The sequence below is a fragment of the Bradyrhizobium sp. USDA 4341 genome (assembly GCF_054063755.1).
Genome location: NZ_JBSSGO010000002.1, coordinates 5498249 through 5513879 on the forward strand (window position 1 = coordinate 5498249; position 15631 = coordinate 5513879).

Sequence of the window (15631 nt, forward strand, 5' to 3'; positions counted from 1 at the left end):
GCGAATGTCCGCGAAGGCTATCACGGTTAGGTTGGTCCGCGGCATTGCCCGAAAGGTGGGCTTCCCGGCCAGCAACAGAGTTTGTAGGAGACGGAAGGCGGTCGGTGGGGGCGAAATGACAGTGAAAGCGGGCGGCACGCTGAATGCGCGAGGTTATCTGTTGGGCGGCTTGTGCTTGGGGCTACTGGTCGGCGCCGCGATACCGCCAACGAATGCGGCCGACGATCCGGCCGAACGGGATGTTACACCTGTTCGCGGATGCGATGCACTACCTCCAAGCGTGTCGTTCCCGGCGATGAATTGGTCTGAGACTGCGGCGCAATGCCGAGAAATGTCTCGCGTGCTGGAGGGCATACGCAACAAAGACATCACGATGTTCGAGAAGGCGGCCTACGTCCTACGCAAGGCAGGTTACGAGGGTGACTACCCTCGTATCACGACGGAGTTGGTCGAGATCGTCAGATTGCGCGGGCTGTACGACAAGCCCGACCGCTGGTTCGACACCAATGAGATCGTCGTCAAGTCCTGGAATGCATTCAACGGGGCGGTCGGACCACGACAAATCATTGCGTTCTTGCGTTCCGCCGGACCGCAAGTAGCCCACAGTCTTTCCGACGACGGTTTGATGCACATGATAATCTTGATGAAAATGCAATACCAACGGGGCGAGTAGTGCGACGCGTTCTTGTCACAGATAAAATTTGACCTTGCAGGGTGTATGGATCGCGACCGTCTCTTGCCGGTGAGCCGCTGGTTTGACGATCTCGAAATCCGCCGGCAGTTCATCTACACGGAAGCCGGGGTTGCTCATAAAGGGATAGTCCTCCTCTGAAGCCTTGGCTTTACCATGTGCGCCGCATTTCGGACACCGTAGCTGAAGCTCGAAACGATCACGCGCCGCCATTCTCTCACCTCTCCCCTGACCACCACGTAGACCGTGGATCGTTAGCCGAAATCTTGGTCGCTCGCAGCGCGATCAGGTGACTGCGCTTGAAAGGGTAGCCGCGCTGTTCCGAACACAGCTTGCATCGCATGTATCGTTCCAATTCGTGGATCGGCGTTGTCTTTGGCCGCCGAACGATGTCCAGCGCGACCGTTTGATGAGTGTCGCAGCCAAGGCACTTCACCTCAAGATAGCGGTAACCGGCATTGATCGCGTCGCCTAGGGCAGGGGACGGCTGTGCCGGCCCTTGGAACGCGAGCATGCGGGCGGTCCACGCTTCGCACGCCAACCGATCCGCTGCCGTGCGCGCTTCCGCCGCGCGTTCGGCCTTGGCCCTGACTGCGCCCCCGTAGATGCTTTCTCGCGATTTGCTGCCCATGGCGTTGCCAAATTGTGCCGTCGAATAAGGAGGCCAGCAACCGCTACAGCTTGCGCAAGGCGCGCCTAAACATACCACCGGGCCGTCAAGGCGGAGGCAGGCAAGCGGTCCGCCGCCCGACAGAAACCGCGGCACCCAAGGCCACTCCAGCGGGCGGTACGAGTGTGCCATGATCCGTTTTAGGCAGCTTCTTTCATAAGAACGTGTTCGCCAATCTGGTCTACAGTGTTCAACGGTCGCAACCGAATTTCCTCTTGGTCGGCTTGCTGTTCCAACGCGAAAAGAGCCTCCTGAATTCTGTCGGACTGTCGTTCCGTAAACTGCGGATCGTTCTTGGCGGGATGCTGGACAATCATTTCGTGTTCGCGATTAGAGAGGCTTCCCTTTTCGTGATCCCGGTCCACCTTCAAATCCCACAGACGGCGCTTCAACCGGTCGACGGAGCCGGCATGCTGGGTCGCCGATAAGGTCCCAAAGTTCGCAACAATTTTCGATCCGGCAAAATCGATTTGAACTGCCGATGCGTTGCTGCGGCGCCTGACGTGCTGTTCCCGGATTTCTTCGCTGAAGAACTTATCTAGCCCGGGCCGCTTGAACTTCACATAATCGAAGATCAATGCAGGAAGTCGATCCCTCTGCCTCGCGGCTTCTGAAAGTTCAATGGTCGAAATGGTGCTCGCGACAAGCCCTTCCGAAGTTACTGGGGAATAGATCGACGACAGCGAAGACATCCAAGATGATGCAATGCTTTGTAGAGATACGCCTTCGGCCTCGCTCAGTTGACCAACCGCAACGCCCGAGAAAATCGGATGGTAGTCCGAGATGGCAGCTACGGCTCGGACCGATAAATCTGTCTCCAATGCGTTAAGGCCCGCTTGAGCCGCCAGCACTGCCGACGTAGCCTCGCTGGAAAAGAGGCATGTCAGTCGTTCAAAGTGGTTCGCCCGCTCTAAATGAAATCCAACATCGTTGACCGCTGCGACGCCGATGACGATCTGTTCCGGCGACCCGAGGATAGGGCGCAGCAATAGCGGCGCCCAATTTGCTCGCACAAAGCCGGCGTTGCTTGGGAAGTCGCTTTCGGTCAGCGCGAGCATCTTTAGACTACCCTTCCTTGATTGAGGGCATCCGCGGCAATTCGAGGGACAAAAACAATACGATCAGACAAAAAGGTGACCAAGCGGTTGAAATCGTCTTCGCCAAGCAACGCTGGCACGCGATTTTCTAAACCTAAAGCTCGCACGTCTAGTTCGCCAAGCTTAGTCGTCAAAGCAGCGGCTGTGGATGCAAATCGCTTCTGTTCTGTATCATTCAAGAGCGGCGTGAGCCATTCCTTTAGGCGATGCCGATACAGTTTGCCCGGGTCTAGCTCGGTGGGAACCCAAGAGCCTCCAGTGAATGACCTGCCATGATCGATCAGCCAAGGCTGTTGGTTCGAGCCGACAAGGACGTTCCCAATGTGACGATCGATGTTTGCCGACCAACCGTCGAACCCGTAGAACTCTCCGAGCCAGCCGCAATCGATTAGACATTTCGCAACCACCCTCATGGCGGTCATTTGGGCCTGCCCACTTTGAGCAACAACGATCTGCGAAATTGAAGGTGACTGGACGTCTGCGCTAGCGAATAAGATAGAAGACTTTCCGAGCTTCGAAGCGTGCTTGGTTGCAAGGTCGGCAGGCGAAGCGAGGGCGATGAAGGGAGGCGGAACGGGCAACGAAATCGCAATTGCGAGGGTGGCGGCCAGCACTTCGTTCGCAACCTCGCGGACCGGAATGTCCTTCACGATTGCGGTACGCACGTCGTTTGGACCAACAAGAATTTGGCCGCGATAGGTATCGCTTAGATTGGCGATGCCCTGATCTTTAAATGACCTGGCACCAGCCAATAGTCTGGCAAATCCAACTGTGGGCACTCGGATACTCCATCGAAAATGGGTGCCTATTCTGTGTCTGAGGTGGCCAAGTCTTCTGGCTTTTCAGAACGTTTCTGATTGAGCTGAAATAGTTTCGCTAACGCATCTTCTTCGGAAATATCGTCGGGCCAGCCGTACGCGGCAGCGACGGCCGCGTCCAGCTCCGCGTGAGCGTTCGCAAGCCATGTCGGGCGCTCATTGTATAAGTTGGTGAGAGTGCGTTTCCTTAGAATAGCCGTCGCAGCCTCGTCCTTGGGTACGATGCGGTCCGGAAAGCCTGCGACGACCTCCGGCAGTCTTGCAATGACATCTGTTGGGTTGAGCCATTGCTCGCGAAGAGTATCCAACCGGCGCGCTGCTTGGGCAATATTCATCGCCCGCGGATCGTTCGCATAGTCAGACGCCGAAACATTTGGAGCCAATCCGATAGGAAACGGGAACGTCTCAAACGTTGAGCTTGGGGTGTATCGAGGATCGTTCCCGACCCCCAGCCATGTGCAGAGCCGAAGTGACCATTGTTCGTGAAAACGGCTATGCAGGATACCGAACGTAGTGTCATCGTCGCGCGCGATGACGACGAGTTGGCAGTCGGGGACAATCTGCCGATCACACCATCTAAACAGTCTGTGTTTCGCAACACGCGGCGTCACAATAAACCGGGAGCAAGCTTTGAGTGCCTTACGCATTCCCGGTCGAGGCTCTCCGTGACGCCACCAATACCTACGGTGCCCATCGCGCCGAACCTTGTCTCGCATGGGCTTTACGTGCGTGAAAACATGCGCGAACGGAGCCTCGTAAAGTGCGGCATTGGCTTCTGACCCGTCCGGCCCAAAATCGATGATCCACCTATCCGAAGGGCGCCTAGCTATGTCTAAGCCATTCGCCCAAGGCTTAACAACGTCGGCGTTCGGCCGGCCGTTTGGGTTTAAGGGCATTTTCAGCCATGTCCGAGCCAAATCGCCAGGAACATCAAAGTCGCCGCTCTTCTGAGTGCCAATATATGAAACGTTCTTGTTTTCGGTAACTGCTAAGACATGGCCGAGATCGACAGCACCGGCAGTTAGATCAGCGTGCACCTCTTGAACAGCGCGCCCGTCGAGGTTAATCGCGCCGATCGGCGGCTTCCGTGCAAATGAAACGAGTGAAACTCGTACGGCCGCGCCGTCCACGATCCAAGGCTCGTCTGACCATGCATCAAAGATCGAAAGATCGCGAACAATGTGGTCGAGGACAAAGCGGTTGGCACCGCCTCGGATGGAGTTCGTCGCGACCAAGCCGGCCCTCAATGTGCCCTCGTTCGCCACCGCTTGTTGCGCTTTCGCGTACCAGAAGCAAACTAGATCAGCGCCGCCCGGCACTCGCCCGGCGTAAGCGGCGCGAAGTGCATCTGTATATTTGGAGCCAAGTCGGTCTCGCATAAACTTGTCGCCCAGAAACGGAGGATTTCCGACAATCACGTCCGCGCTAGGCCAATTCGCTTCATTCCCCTCGTCAGTCAGAACTGCATCACGACATTCAATGTTTTCGAGCGGCTTCAAGATAGGCTTGTCCGATACACCAAATCCGTTGCGCCGCATCCACTGAATTTCGCCTATCCATACGGAGACGCGGGCAAGTTCTGCGGCATAGTGATTAATCTCGATCCCTTTGACGGACGCAGGCCCCACTTGCGAGAACTCGCGCTGCAAGCCCATGGCTTCTGCTTCAATGCTGACACGGTGCTCGATGTCTTTCAGGGCTAGCAGGGCGAGATAGAGGAAATTACCGGACCCACAGGCTGGGTCGAGCACAGTGAACGCGCGGAGCTTATTCAGGAAGGAACGGTAATCGGCGACTGCTTGGTCGTAGGCTTTCGTGCGCGCGCCTGCCGATTTTGCGGAACGGGATTTCTCTATCGATTTTGCGATATCCTCCTTCGCGGCTTCCCACTCTGCCAGCAAGGGACGAACAATCACAGGATCGACGATCATCATGATCTTCTCTCGATCTGTGTAATGGGCACCCAACTGGGATCGTTTGTCTGGGTCAAGACCGCGTTCGAATAGCGTGCCAAGAATTGAAGGGTCGACTTCGGCCCAATCCAGCCGGGCAGCCTTCAATGTGATCGCAATGTCGTCAGTGTTCAGGGGTAGGGCGCTATCGTCATTGAAGAGACCACCGTTGAACCAAGCAACTTGTTCGAAACCAACGCGGCCACCGGACCGCATTGCTTTGAACAGATCGGTCGCCAGTGCCTGAAAATCGCCCGGACTGGTCGCCGCGTGTTCCAGCATCCGCTTGAACATCTTGTTCGGCAGCAGGTCGACGTCTTCGGCGAACATGCAGAAGACCAGCCGGTTGATGAAGTGGGCGACCGTTTCGGCCTCGTGTCCGCGATCACGCAGCCGTTGCGCCAGCTTGGCAAACTCAGCGGCCGCTTCTTCGGTCAGCGCCTGCCGGGTCTTCCCCGGCTTGAGTTGATCCGGGTCTGTGAATACCCATTTCAGCTTCTGCCGAACATTGGGGTCCCGCAGGTCTTCAAGGCTGAAGTCGTGCACCTGTGAAATGCTGTTGGTCCAATTCGTGTGGATGCGAAACCGATCAAGATCGCAGACCACCAACAGCGGCGGATTTTCCAACGCTAACGCGTACTGTTGAAGCTGGGCGAAGGCCGCGTTGAGGTCCTTCCGCTTGCCCTTGTATTCCCAGCCAAAGTGATCCCGCTTCCAGACGTCCGCCCAGCCTTCACCACCAGTGGTCTTAGTCGCCCCCCGTTCGAAGGCATACCAGTCACCGGTCGGGTCGGCGTCCGTCGGCGCCAGTTCGTCCAGCATGTGGCATAGGTCGATGAAGTGGGACTGCGCCGCCGAACGTTCTTTCAGCTCGGCAGCCTTCCATTTCTTGATAAATTGGTCAGGGGTCACTTGCGGGGCGGCTCACGGTTCGACCGGGAAAATAACCGGCCCTACGACGATTACTAGTGTCGCGCTCGCCTCACAACCTCAGACATGTGGAATATTGACCGACGCCGGTCGCCGCGTCGCGACCGAATGGTGCTGGCGGCATCACGGACGGTCGACGGGTTCGTTCGACGAACCCTGAAACCGGGCACGTGGGAAGACCTGTTACGTCGCGTCCCGGCTCTGGCCGGACCTGCCCCGCGCGGCTTCGGCTTATTCGATAACGATTTCGGGAAGCCGCGGCGTTGGCAGATCGAGGCAACCATCCAGATTGATTGATCTGGGGTCGTCTTCCGTCTGTCCGACGTATAGGATCAAGCCTTCCCGTCGCATGTAGACTTGGAGCGGAGCATCCAGCCGCGATCCCCATTGCCTGATCGTGGCGACGTTTAGCGGCGTCACGAACTGGCGGCACGCATTGATTTCTGCGATGGCATGTTCGGCGATGCGCATCGCTCGGGTGAAGCGACGTGCAACACGATCACGGTCGTCGTCGTCCGCCTTCTCGATGTCGTCGGGCAAGTCCAGATTTTCCAGAAGGCGCTGAGCATTTTCCACCTTCTGCGCCATTGACGTTCGGGCCGGGTCCAGCAGCTGAGTGCCCGTGACGGTCGAATAACGCGTGTAAAACTGTTTCCCGTCGGCTCCCCCCGACACGACCATCAGCGCGCCGTCGCGCATGTAGCGCCACAAGTCGATCTGAAGGGTTCTCTTCAACTTTGGTCCGAGAATATCCTGCAAGTCGTCCAGATGCTTTGCGATGGGCTTTGCCCGTTCAAGGGCGGATGAAGCCTCTTTCGCCTTCCATAGGTTGCCGATCAGGTACCTGATGGTGCCTTCGCGTCGAATGCGATCCTGAAGTTCATCGTATGCGATTTGGTGACCATCAGGGTTGATGCGCCGGAAGCAATGCTGGCCCATCAGTCGGACAAGGTGGGTTTCCGGAAACCAAGCGATCAGCCCCGTGTTGAACTTCGCCGTTACAGGCGTGCAGCACGGGCACGGCGCCTCTTGACCTTTCGGCAATTGGAAGTCGGCGACGTAGTGGACCGCCGCACCTTGCCCCGGCATCGTGTGGGTATGACCGCGCCACGTATAGGTGGGATTGCCCGATTTGACCCAGTCGCGCACTTCCTCCACGACCGACTTGTCGGGAAAGGTCGGAAAGTCAGGCTTTGGCCGCAGGGCGCCTTCAGGGATTTCGATGCGATCTAGGGGCATGGCACTTTCACTTGGAAGGACAGCCGATCCCGGCCGGCATGTGATTTTTGCAAGCCCAATCGTGATAGGCGACCCATCCTTGGGCGCCGCATCCGATCCCGCCGACGATCGTGAACAGAGCGACGGCGATGCCGATGGCGGATTGCATCCACGTCAGATCGACCCGTCGGCCGATGATTTCGACTGGCTTCCCGTCCCAGTACAGGCGCCCTTCGTTATCGACACCGAGACCGCCCGTCTCACCCATCGCGATCGGTCGCACGTAGCGAGGCCACTGGCTCTTATCGATCGTTTGAATAGGAATACGCTTCAGTTCGTCTTCGCGCTCGGCGTTCAATCGTCGAGTTCTTTCTTGTTCCGTTTCCACCTGCTCACCTTGGGTCTTTTCGCTCACCGGACGTCCGCCGGTTCCGGGCATTCGACAATATCCGCGCCGTCGACGCCGGGCATGCTCCCGCTTCCGTTTTCCCCGTCAAACTCCGCCAGCGTGCGCGGGGTGTTGGTAATCCTGTTGGTAACACGACTTGTCGTTGCAAAAATTAGCTCGAAATATCAGCTTGTTATGGTCAATCTTAGGCGCCCTCTTGCGGCACCACCCCTCAGCGACATCCCCCTCGATGCGCAGGTGAGTCTTGCTCGCCTTGATCCTCGCACGGCACAATCTGCATATGATCGCAATCGCGAGCGGTCCGCCGGTTGGCGACAGTGGCGGCCCCGCGGTGCGTCATGACATGGCACAACCCCGGCGCGAGATGCGGAAACACGAAGAAAACGCCGAATGCACCGCCCGCGCCGAGACCAACGCGGTATTCAGATGGGTGACGATGAACGTGGCGAGATAAACGCCCGAGCCGATCTGCAACACCCGGAACACATCCGGCGGTAGCGAACTCCAGCGCAACACCAACCGCACCCGATGCGCAAGCCGACTAAATGATTGGTGAGATGAGACGCGACATGGAGCAGAATAAACGCTGCGGAATCGGTGTTCGTTGATTGTGCGTTTTCGCGCGGAAGTTTAATACCTGAACTACGATTGCTGGGGAATGACGTTGGTGCAGAAGGATCGTGATAGCGAATTTCAACTACAGCTTGCCTTCCTGAGGGAGTTCCAACGCGCCCACAATCGCCCGCTGCGCGTCCTGCATATCGGCAATATCGCGAACAACGCCTACAACAATGCTTTGATTCAGCGGCGCTTTGGAATCGAAGCAGATGTCATTTGCTATAACTACTATCACGTCATGGGTTGCCCGGAATGGGAGGCCGCAAGCTTCGACGGCAACGTCGACAACATGTTCCCGGATTGGTGGGCCACCGAGTTGGGCGGTTGGCGGCGACCGGATTGGTTTGCGCAAGGTCCCGTTCTCGATTGCCTCTCGTACCTTCGTGCGAAGAACGCCGGTGACGGCGAAGCCGCCGCATTTTTCTGGACGCTGCTGCAGGCAAGATATTGGGAGATGCTTGATGGCATCGCTGCCGCAGAGAGCCGGGTCCGTCCACCGATGCCGGAGCATCTGGCAGCTACAATTTCAATTGCGCGCGAGTTTCAGGACTTCCAGTCAAGCAAGGCAATCCCGCAGCCGCTCGATCAACCGACCATCGTCCTGCCGGGGGCGACCATAGGGCCTGAGTCTGCACTCTCCCCGATTTCGTCGGCCTCATCAGAGTTGGCCTCGCCAGATCCGCAGCCTGGGCAAAGCCGATCTCTCGCCAACGAATATCCAAATCCCGAAGGACCAGGCCGCCTCGTATCAACCTATCGCTCCTTGCTGGCGAAGTACGTCTTTGTTCACTTGCGGCGTGAGGCGGAAACCGGCGTTGTCGTCGGGGCGAGTCTGGCGGTCGCGATTTGGCGAAGTCAGAGACGCAGCCGCGGCTTGCCGCGCTTTGGTTTCGAGTTTTCTGCTGATGTCTTCACGATGCCGAATCCTGACGCCGCGCCGTCGGCTGCAAGCGAAGGCAATCAATATCGGACGTTCCGCGGCTCGCGGTCATCAAGTCCCAAAGGGCCAAGCCGTCTCGTATCAATCTATCGTTCCCTGCTAACGAAGTACGTATTTGCTCATTTGCGGCGTGAGGCGGAAACCGGCGTTGCCGCCGGGCCGAGTTTGGCGGTCGCAATCTGGCGAAGCCAGAGACGCAGCCGCGGCCTGCCGCGCTTTGGCTTCGAGTTTCCTGCCAATGCCTTCACGACACCGAATCCTGACATCGCGACGTCGGCTGCTAGCGAAAGCAATGAAGATGGGACGTCTCGCGATTCGCGCTCACCAACTCCCAAAGGACCTAGCCGCCTTACATCGATCTATCGCTCCCTGCTGACGAAATATGTATTTGCTCATTTGCGGCGTGAGGCGGAAACCGGCGTTGTCGCCAGGCCAAGTTTCGCGGTCGCAACTTGGCGAAGTCAGAGGCGCAGCCGCGGCTTGCCGCGTTTTGGCTTCGAGTTTCCTGCTGATGCCTTCACGATCTCGGATCCCGACACCGCGACGCCGGTTGCAAGCGAAAGCGATGTTTTCACGATCCCAAATCTTGACACCGTGACGCCGGCCGCAAGCAACGGCGCGGCTGCTGACGTCGGTTCGTCAGGCATTGCCGTGGTGACCCAAGCGGACATCGTCGACCGCCCGGAGTTTCGCTACTTCGAAAAGTACGGCAAGGGCGAGGATCGAAACGCTTCGCAACGTGCGGCACGTCTTGGTGACCTGCTACGACAGTTCACGGACTATCCGGCAGAAGCCCTGGTCTTGGTCGAGGCCTTCGCATCGACCATTGCCAATGAATTCGCTGACGTATTGGAGCACTATGACATCATTCAGGGTTATTCGATCGACGGGTTCATTCCGTTCATCAACGGACTCAAGAACTACACGTGTTACGAGCATGGCACGTTGCGCGAAATGCCTTTTGAGAAAACCTATAATGGCATTCTTTGTTCGGCGTCGTACAAGAATGCGGCTTTCTCCTTCGTGACCAACTCGGACGTGCTGCCGTCTGTGGCACGGCTGAAGTTGAAGAGAGAGCGGACCGTTTATCTTCCGCATGCCTTCGACGATGAAAAGATTTCAAGCTTTCGAGCAGGCATCAAGCTTCCGAAGCGGGACCCCAAGGTCACCACATTCTTCAGCCCGACGCGCCATCATTGGCACGCTGCTCCGATTTCGATGCAGAAGGGCAATGATCTTTTCTTGAGGGCGGCAGCGCAGGTTGCGCAAGCGGATCGCGATTTTCGCATCATCCTGGTCGAGTGGGGTGTTGACGTTTACCGAAGCAAGGAACTCATTCAGGAACTTCGAATTGAAGACATGGTTTCGTGGATACCCTCGTTGAACAAGGCGGAGCTTCGACAGCGGTATTGCTCGAGCGACGTCGTCGTCGATCAGTTCAGGATACCAGCAATCGGCGGCGTTACCTTTGAGGCAATGGCACTCGGACGCCGCGTTATAACCAACCTTGATGAAACCCAATCAGCGGAGTTCTTTGGAGCGGCGCCGCCCTGCCTGGTCGCCGACAGCGTCGAGTCGTGCGCGGCCCGGATTCTCGAGGTTCTTGCTGATCCGCTGGACGGCAATGGCCGCGGCGATGCCGCGCGTCTTTGGTTTGAGAAGTGTCATTCCGCGCAGCGGGTCGTCGCGCTCCAACTGGCCGCCTATCAGACGATTTGCGCCGCCTAGAGCATTTTCGGTTCTGATTGAATCAGAACCGAAGCTCTAGATTCTTGCTTTGACGCGTCTTCTTCACGCCAACCGGTGTCCATCCCGCATCAAGTTCGGGACAGGCTTCGCTCGAAAACGCTCTAGATCCGCGCGCCACACAGTCCGCTCATGATCGCAATTGCGATCAGCGCGCCGGCTGCGAGCCCGGTTGCCCAGATCCGGTTGGCGACCGCCGTCGCCATGCCGTGTGCGATCAGGACGCCGCACAATCCCGAAGCGAGATGCGCGAGGGCGAAGAACACGCCGAGTGCGTAGTGTGGCACGAGGCGGATGCTCCAGGCGTCGTGGATCAGGCCGGTCGGCGCGCCCGACGCCCAGTCCCAGTTGGTGTCGATGTGGTGCACGGCCCGTGCCGAGACGAACGCGGAGTTCAGATGGGTGACGATGAACGCCGCGAGGTAGACGCCGGAGCCGATCTGAAACACGCGGAATCCGTCCGCCGGCCGCGAGCTCCAGCGCCAGGCGAGCCGCACGCCGACGGCGACCTGCAACAGCATCGGGGCGACAAGCACGGGTTCGACCACGGAGGATCGATAGACCGTGCGCCCTAACTTCATCACGGCGGCATGAACCTCGGGTCCGAGCAGGCCGAGCAGATGATTGGTGAGGTGAAACGCGACATAGAGAAGGATGACCGCCGCGGCGATGCCATGCGTGACACGCCATCCGGCAATGGACGGAGCAATCGGGGCTGATGTTGCCGGCCGCTCTTGCTTGCCGGCGAGCAGCACATAGAGACAAGCGGCGAGCCAACCCGCGACCCAGACGAGCTCGTCGCTGACATGGATATGCAGCAATCCAATACCGACGCCGGTCAACACGAACAGTGGCGGCGTACCGATGCTGAGATAGGCGAGCCGCCGGGCGCGCAGCTCGAACGACGAAGGCGCTGACTTGGTCATCCAATAGGCGCAGGCCAGACTCAGCAAGGGCGCGGCCGTTGCAGCCAGCAGAAGCAGCGCCGCCAGCGCCAGCCGCCCAAACGATATCGGACCGTCAGCGGGCGAGACCGCGAGATGAAATCCATCGAGCAGGAACGGATAGGCGATCGCGCCGGCGACCGGGATCATCGAACGGAGCTTTTCGGCGGCCGCATTCGCCAAGCCATCGTCGCCGGGCCGTACGCGACCTTGTTCAAATGCACTCACTGAGTTCTCCAGAGTTCAGGCGTCGTGCGAAGGAGAAACCCAAACCGACGAATCTATTCCCGGCTCCTCATCTGCGGCGCAGCACACAAGCCGGGGCTGTAGACGGTGGCGTGCGCAGGCAAACGCGTTGCGCCGAGGCCATGTCTCAAGACGCATGACCGTACGGTGTGATACGGGCCCACCGGTAGGACCAGGTTCCAACAATCCGACTGGACCATGCCAAACCGTTGGCAGCTACCGTCCTGCTGGCGTGATGCTTTTCATGAGATCCTGGGCCCGACTCGGCTGGTCTCCCGGCAACGGCATGATCTCGTTCGGACCGGGAAAGGAGGCTCCGATCATTCTTTCGCGTTGACAAGCGATTCAATGCGCCGCGATTGCACGATGGCGTCGCCGAGTTCCACGAACGCTGCAAGGTCTCGAGGCGCTGCCGCCAGCCCAGTCCCATCGGCATCACCGGAACGAGGAGCCCATATTGCGCGGCTCTCCAGAAGATAGACGCCGTAAACCGCTTCGATCCCGGTGTAGGCGTTGGTCCTCAACTCTTCTTGTATTGAGTAAGCCGCCAGCGCGGCGTTGGTGGCAATCGACGTCTCGATCAAGGCTTTTCGATATCCTGACTCGTGTACCACCGCTGGCCCGAACGCGGCGACCAGCTTTCTCTCGGAAGTCTGCACCACGACCAGCGCACCGTCGAGAATGCTGCGAAGCGAACGCTTGGTCGCGAGCGGCAAGTATTCACGCGGATTCAGGAACACATCGACGGCTGTCGTGAGCGCGCCGCATCCGCTGTGGCCGAGCACGACGATGAGCTTGAGGCTCCCGCCAAGATTCTCGACGGCGTATTTGAGGCTTCCAAGCACCTCTATTCCGAGCCCGTTGCCCGCGACGCGGACCACGAAGAGATCATTGGGCCCTTCATTGAAAATGAGTTCAACGGGTACGCGGGCGTCAGAGCAGCCGAGCACGGCGGCGAACGGTCTTTGCTTCGGTACGGAGCTGTCGGCCGGCAGGCCCAGGTCACGCAGATCGACCGGGATGATCTGCTGTACCACGCTCTCCCCCTCGTCGCAGTCAAGGAACGTGGCAAAGCTTTTGTTGCCCTGCTCCAGACGGAGCAAAGCCGCATGACTGTCCGGCGGGGTTGGCCTGATCGAGCCATCGTCGCTGCTGTAGCGATACGTGATATCGAAGGTCTTCATAAAAGCCGCGCTGCGCTGGGATATTCAGGCAAGCAAATGCGACGTACACAACGAACAGAACCTGCAATCCCATTGAACGACCCAACGGAAAGCCGCCGTTGATCCAGATCAAGGCTGCTGCAAGGCGGGGATGGCGGAGATCACTCTGTCCAGGACGCCGCCGAGGTGGCGGCGCTGTTGGGGCTGATGATCACATGGAGACGAATGCGGCACGCGACGGCTGCGTGAAGCAGCTCACATTGTCGTTCGCACGGCGTGGCTAGTTTCCCGGCCAACAACGGGAGAACAACAATGCGCAAACTCATCCTGCTCACGGCGATGGTTTTGGCTTCCGCTTGCGCGCAGGCCGGCGAACGAAGCCTGTCGTTGGGCGGGGCAGGGTCGCTACCGGCCGCCGCGTCGAATTCGGTCAATACGGCGGGCCAGGTCGCCGATGCGCCGGTGGCGCCTGCCGTCGAGCCGCCGCCGAAGCCGTCGGAAGCGCCAAAATATGTCGAGCGCGCCGCGCCCGTCACGGCGCCAGCTCCCGCTCCGCAGCCGCAAGCCCAGCTGGCCGTGCCGCAGGCGCCGGTGCAACAGGCCAACGTCCAGCCGCAGGTGGTGCCCGACACCAGGCCGGCAGGCGAGCAGCGAGCGACCTCGCACCGGTCGAGCTATCGCCGCCACGTGCGGCGCTGGACCGAGGGCCGCATCATCGGCGAGCTGCATCGCCACGGGATTTACTGGTAGCCACGCGTTGCCGAGCGCCTGCACCCGCCCGCTACTTTGCATGGGGTTGTTTTCGATATTTTGGTGGGAGCCGCAGCCGCCGGGCGCGGTGGCGCCACTCTCGAAGGCGCATAGGCGTTCAAGGTCGTCCGGCCGTGTCGGACCAGCAGAAGGCGGCTGCGATCAGAAAGCGAAAGCGCCCCCGGATCGGATCCAGGGGCGCTTTGCGTTTGGCGTATTCAATGCGTGGGCTGTGCTAGTCGGCGATCGTCTGCACGACGTTGCCTATTGGCCGGCCCGTTGCGATCGGCTTCTCGGTCTTTGCCATCATCGCGTCGTATTCGGGCAGCGTCTCGATCTGGGTCTTGGCCTTCATCCAGACCACCTTGTAGCCGCCCGCCTTCAGTTTGCGCAGCAGCGTCGGCAGCGCCTGCGCGGTGTGCTTCTGCAAGTCATGCATCAGGATGATGCCCTTGTGCTCCTTGTCGAGCTTGGTCATCACGTTGTTGATGACTTCGTCCGAGCTCTTGGACTTGAAGTCGTTGGAGTCGACGTCGACCGAGAACATCGCGATGTTGCGGCTGCCGAGATAGGCTGTCGTTGCCGGGGTGTGCGCCAGCGCCGGGAAGCGGAAGAACGGAGCGGGGTTCGCACCCAGCGCCAGCTTCACCGCGCTAAAACCCTTCTCGATCTCGTCCTTGGCCTGCTGCTCGGTGAGCTTCTTGCTCGCCAGATGCGCGTGCGACCAGGTGTGTGCGCCGATGGTGTGGCCGGCGGCGGCGACCTGGCGGAGGATGTCCGGGTGATAGGTCGTGTGCAGGCCGATCGGGAAGAACACCGCCTTGGTGCACTCGTCCGCCAGCGCCTTGAGCACGGCGGGCGTGGTCGGCCACGGACCGTCGTCGAAGGTCAGCACGACCTCCTTGTCGGTCAGGAAGTCATATTGCTTGTACTGCAGGAAGCCGAAACCCGGGCCGCCAGTGGTGTCGACCACGACGGTGCGGCTGATGCCGAGCGCATCGGGATTGGCGCATCTGGGCGCTGCCGCGACCGGGGCCGGCGCCGGGGCGGGGGCAGCGGCCGGGGCTGCTGGCTGGCTGGCATCGGCGCGCTTCGACAGCGCGGCGGTCGTCTCGACATCGTCCCTGGCAGCCTGCTTTGCCGCGGCCGCAGGAAGCGGCTCGGCCTTGGCTGCGGCAGTTGTCTGCGGAGGAGCCGCGTCGGCACGCGGGGAGGAGGTCCAGAACCACACGCCGGCGATCACGATCGCCGCTACAACACTGGCCAGCATCAGGCCCAACGCACTACGCATCGCTAACACTCTCTTGGAACTCGGGATACGCCACAGCCGCAACGAGCGATTAATGCCAACAAGGTCTTAACGCGATCCCAACAAGGCGCCGGAAGGACAACAAAAAGCGGGCCTTACCCCTGCGTGATGACCGTCACAGTCTTCAGAC

The 15631-nt window shown here is 59.4% G+C and carries 14 protein-coding genes; 4 read left to right on the forward strand and 10 right to left on the reverse strand.

The annotated features are described in order from the left end of the window. The first annotated feature begins 115 nt into the window (after positions 1 to 115). Positions 116 to 673, forward strand: a complete 558-nt coding sequence (locus tag ACVIGB_RS32155) for a hypothetical protein (protein WP_456719652.1) — start codon at positions 116 to 118, stop codon at positions 671 to 673. A gap of 15 nt (positions 674 to 688) precedes the next feature. On the opposite strand, the gene ACVIGB_RS32160 is transcribed toward ACVIGB_RS32155, so the two are convergent. The 7 genes from ACVIGB_RS32160 to ACVIGB_RS32190 all read right to left on the reverse strand — a co-directional run bounded on the left by ACVIGB_RS32160 (position 689) and on the right by ACVIGB_RS32190 (position 7815). Further along, positions 689 to 904, reverse strand: a complete 216-nt coding sequence (locus ACVIGB_RS32160) for a hypothetical protein (RefSeq protein WP_456719651.1) — start codon at positions 902 to 904, stop codon at positions 689 to 691. Between the two features lie 4 nt (positions 905 to 908). Continuing rightward, complete coding sequence (locus tag ACVIGB_RS32165) at positions 909 to 1322, reverse strand: hypothetical protein (RefSeq protein ID WP_456719650.1); 414 nt, start codon at positions 1320 to 1322, stop codon at positions 909 to 911. A 179-nt stretch (positions 1323 to 1501) separates the two neighbouring features. Beyond that, on the reverse strand, positions 1502 to 2419 hold the full coding sequence (locus ACVIGB_RS32170; RefSeq protein WP_456719649.1) for a hypothetical protein: 918 nt from the start codon (positions 2417 to 2419) through the stop codon (positions 1502 to 1504). A gap of 2 nt (positions 2420 to 2421) precedes the next feature. Continuing rightward, positions 2422 to 3237, reverse strand: coding sequence for a HipA family kinase (locus ACVIGB_RS32175; RefSeq protein ID WP_456719648.1), 816 nt, complete (start codon positions 3235 to 3237; stop codon positions 2422 to 2424). Positions 3238 to 3263: 26 nt separating this feature from the next. Then, entirely contained in the window at positions 3264 to 6140 is a 2877-nt protein-coding gene (locus ACVIGB_RS32180; RefSeq protein WP_456719647.1) for a class I SAM-dependent DNA methyltransferase, read from the reverse strand. Positions 6141 to 6389: 249 nt separating this feature from the next. Continuing rightward, on the reverse strand, positions 6390 to 7397 hold the full coding sequence (locus ACVIGB_RS32185) for a hypothetical protein (RefSeq protein ID WP_456719646.1): 1008 nt from the start codon (positions 7395 to 7397) through the stop codon (positions 6390 to 6392). Between the two features lie 7 nt (positions 7398 to 7404). Next, a complete protein-coding gene (locus tag ACVIGB_RS32190) occupies positions 7405 to 7815 on the reverse strand; it encodes a hypothetical protein (protein WP_456719645.1) in 411 nt (136 codons plus the stop codon). Between the two features lie 214 nt (positions 7816 to 8029). Between ACVIGB_RS32190 and ACVIGB_RS32195 the strand changes: the two genes are divergently transcribed. Next, positions 8030 to 8239: a hypothetical protein gene (locus ACVIGB_RS32195; RefSeq protein ID WP_456719644.1), complete on the forward strand. Its 210-nt coding sequence runs from the start codon at positions 8030 to 8032 to the stop codon at positions 8237 to 8239. A gap of 204 nt (positions 8240 to 8443) precedes the next feature. After that, positions 8444 to 11071 (forward strand): glycosyltransferase family 4 protein, encoded by a 2628-nt coding sequence (locus ACVIGB_RS32200; RefSeq protein WP_456719643.1) that lies wholly within the window; start codon positions 8444 to 8446, stop codon positions 11069 to 11071. A gap of 122 nt (positions 11072 to 11193) precedes the next feature. Here ACVIGB_RS32200 and ACVIGB_RS32205 read toward each other — a convergent pair whose 3' ends face one another. Continuing rightward, positions 11194 to 12261, reverse strand: coding sequence for a hypothetical protein (locus ACVIGB_RS32205; RefSeq protein WP_456719642.1), 1068 nt, complete (start codon positions 12259 to 12261; stop codon positions 11194 to 11196). 338 nt (positions 12262 to 12599) lie between these two features. Further along, positions 12600 to 13463: a carbonic anhydrase gene (locus ACVIGB_RS32210; RefSeq protein WP_456719641.1), complete on the reverse strand. Its 864-nt coding sequence runs from the start codon at positions 13461 to 13463 to the stop codon at positions 12600 to 12602. A gap of 291 nt (positions 13464 to 13754) precedes the next feature. Between ACVIGB_RS32210 and ACVIGB_RS32215 the strand changes: the two genes are divergently transcribed. Beyond that, positions 13755 to 14192 (forward strand): hypothetical protein, encoded by a 438-nt coding sequence (locus ACVIGB_RS32215; protein ID WP_456719640.1) that lies wholly within the window; start codon positions 13755 to 13757, stop codon positions 14190 to 14192. 235 nt (positions 14193 to 14427) lie between these two features. Here the strand turns inward: ACVIGB_RS32215 and ACVIGB_RS32220 are convergent, their stop codons facing one another. After that, a complete protein-coding gene (locus ACVIGB_RS32220) occupies positions 14428 to 15483 on the reverse strand; it encodes a polysaccharide deacetylase family protein (RefSeq protein ID WP_456719639.1) in 1056 nt (351 codons plus the stop codon). Between the last annotated feature and the right edge of the window lie 148 nt (positions 15484 to 15631).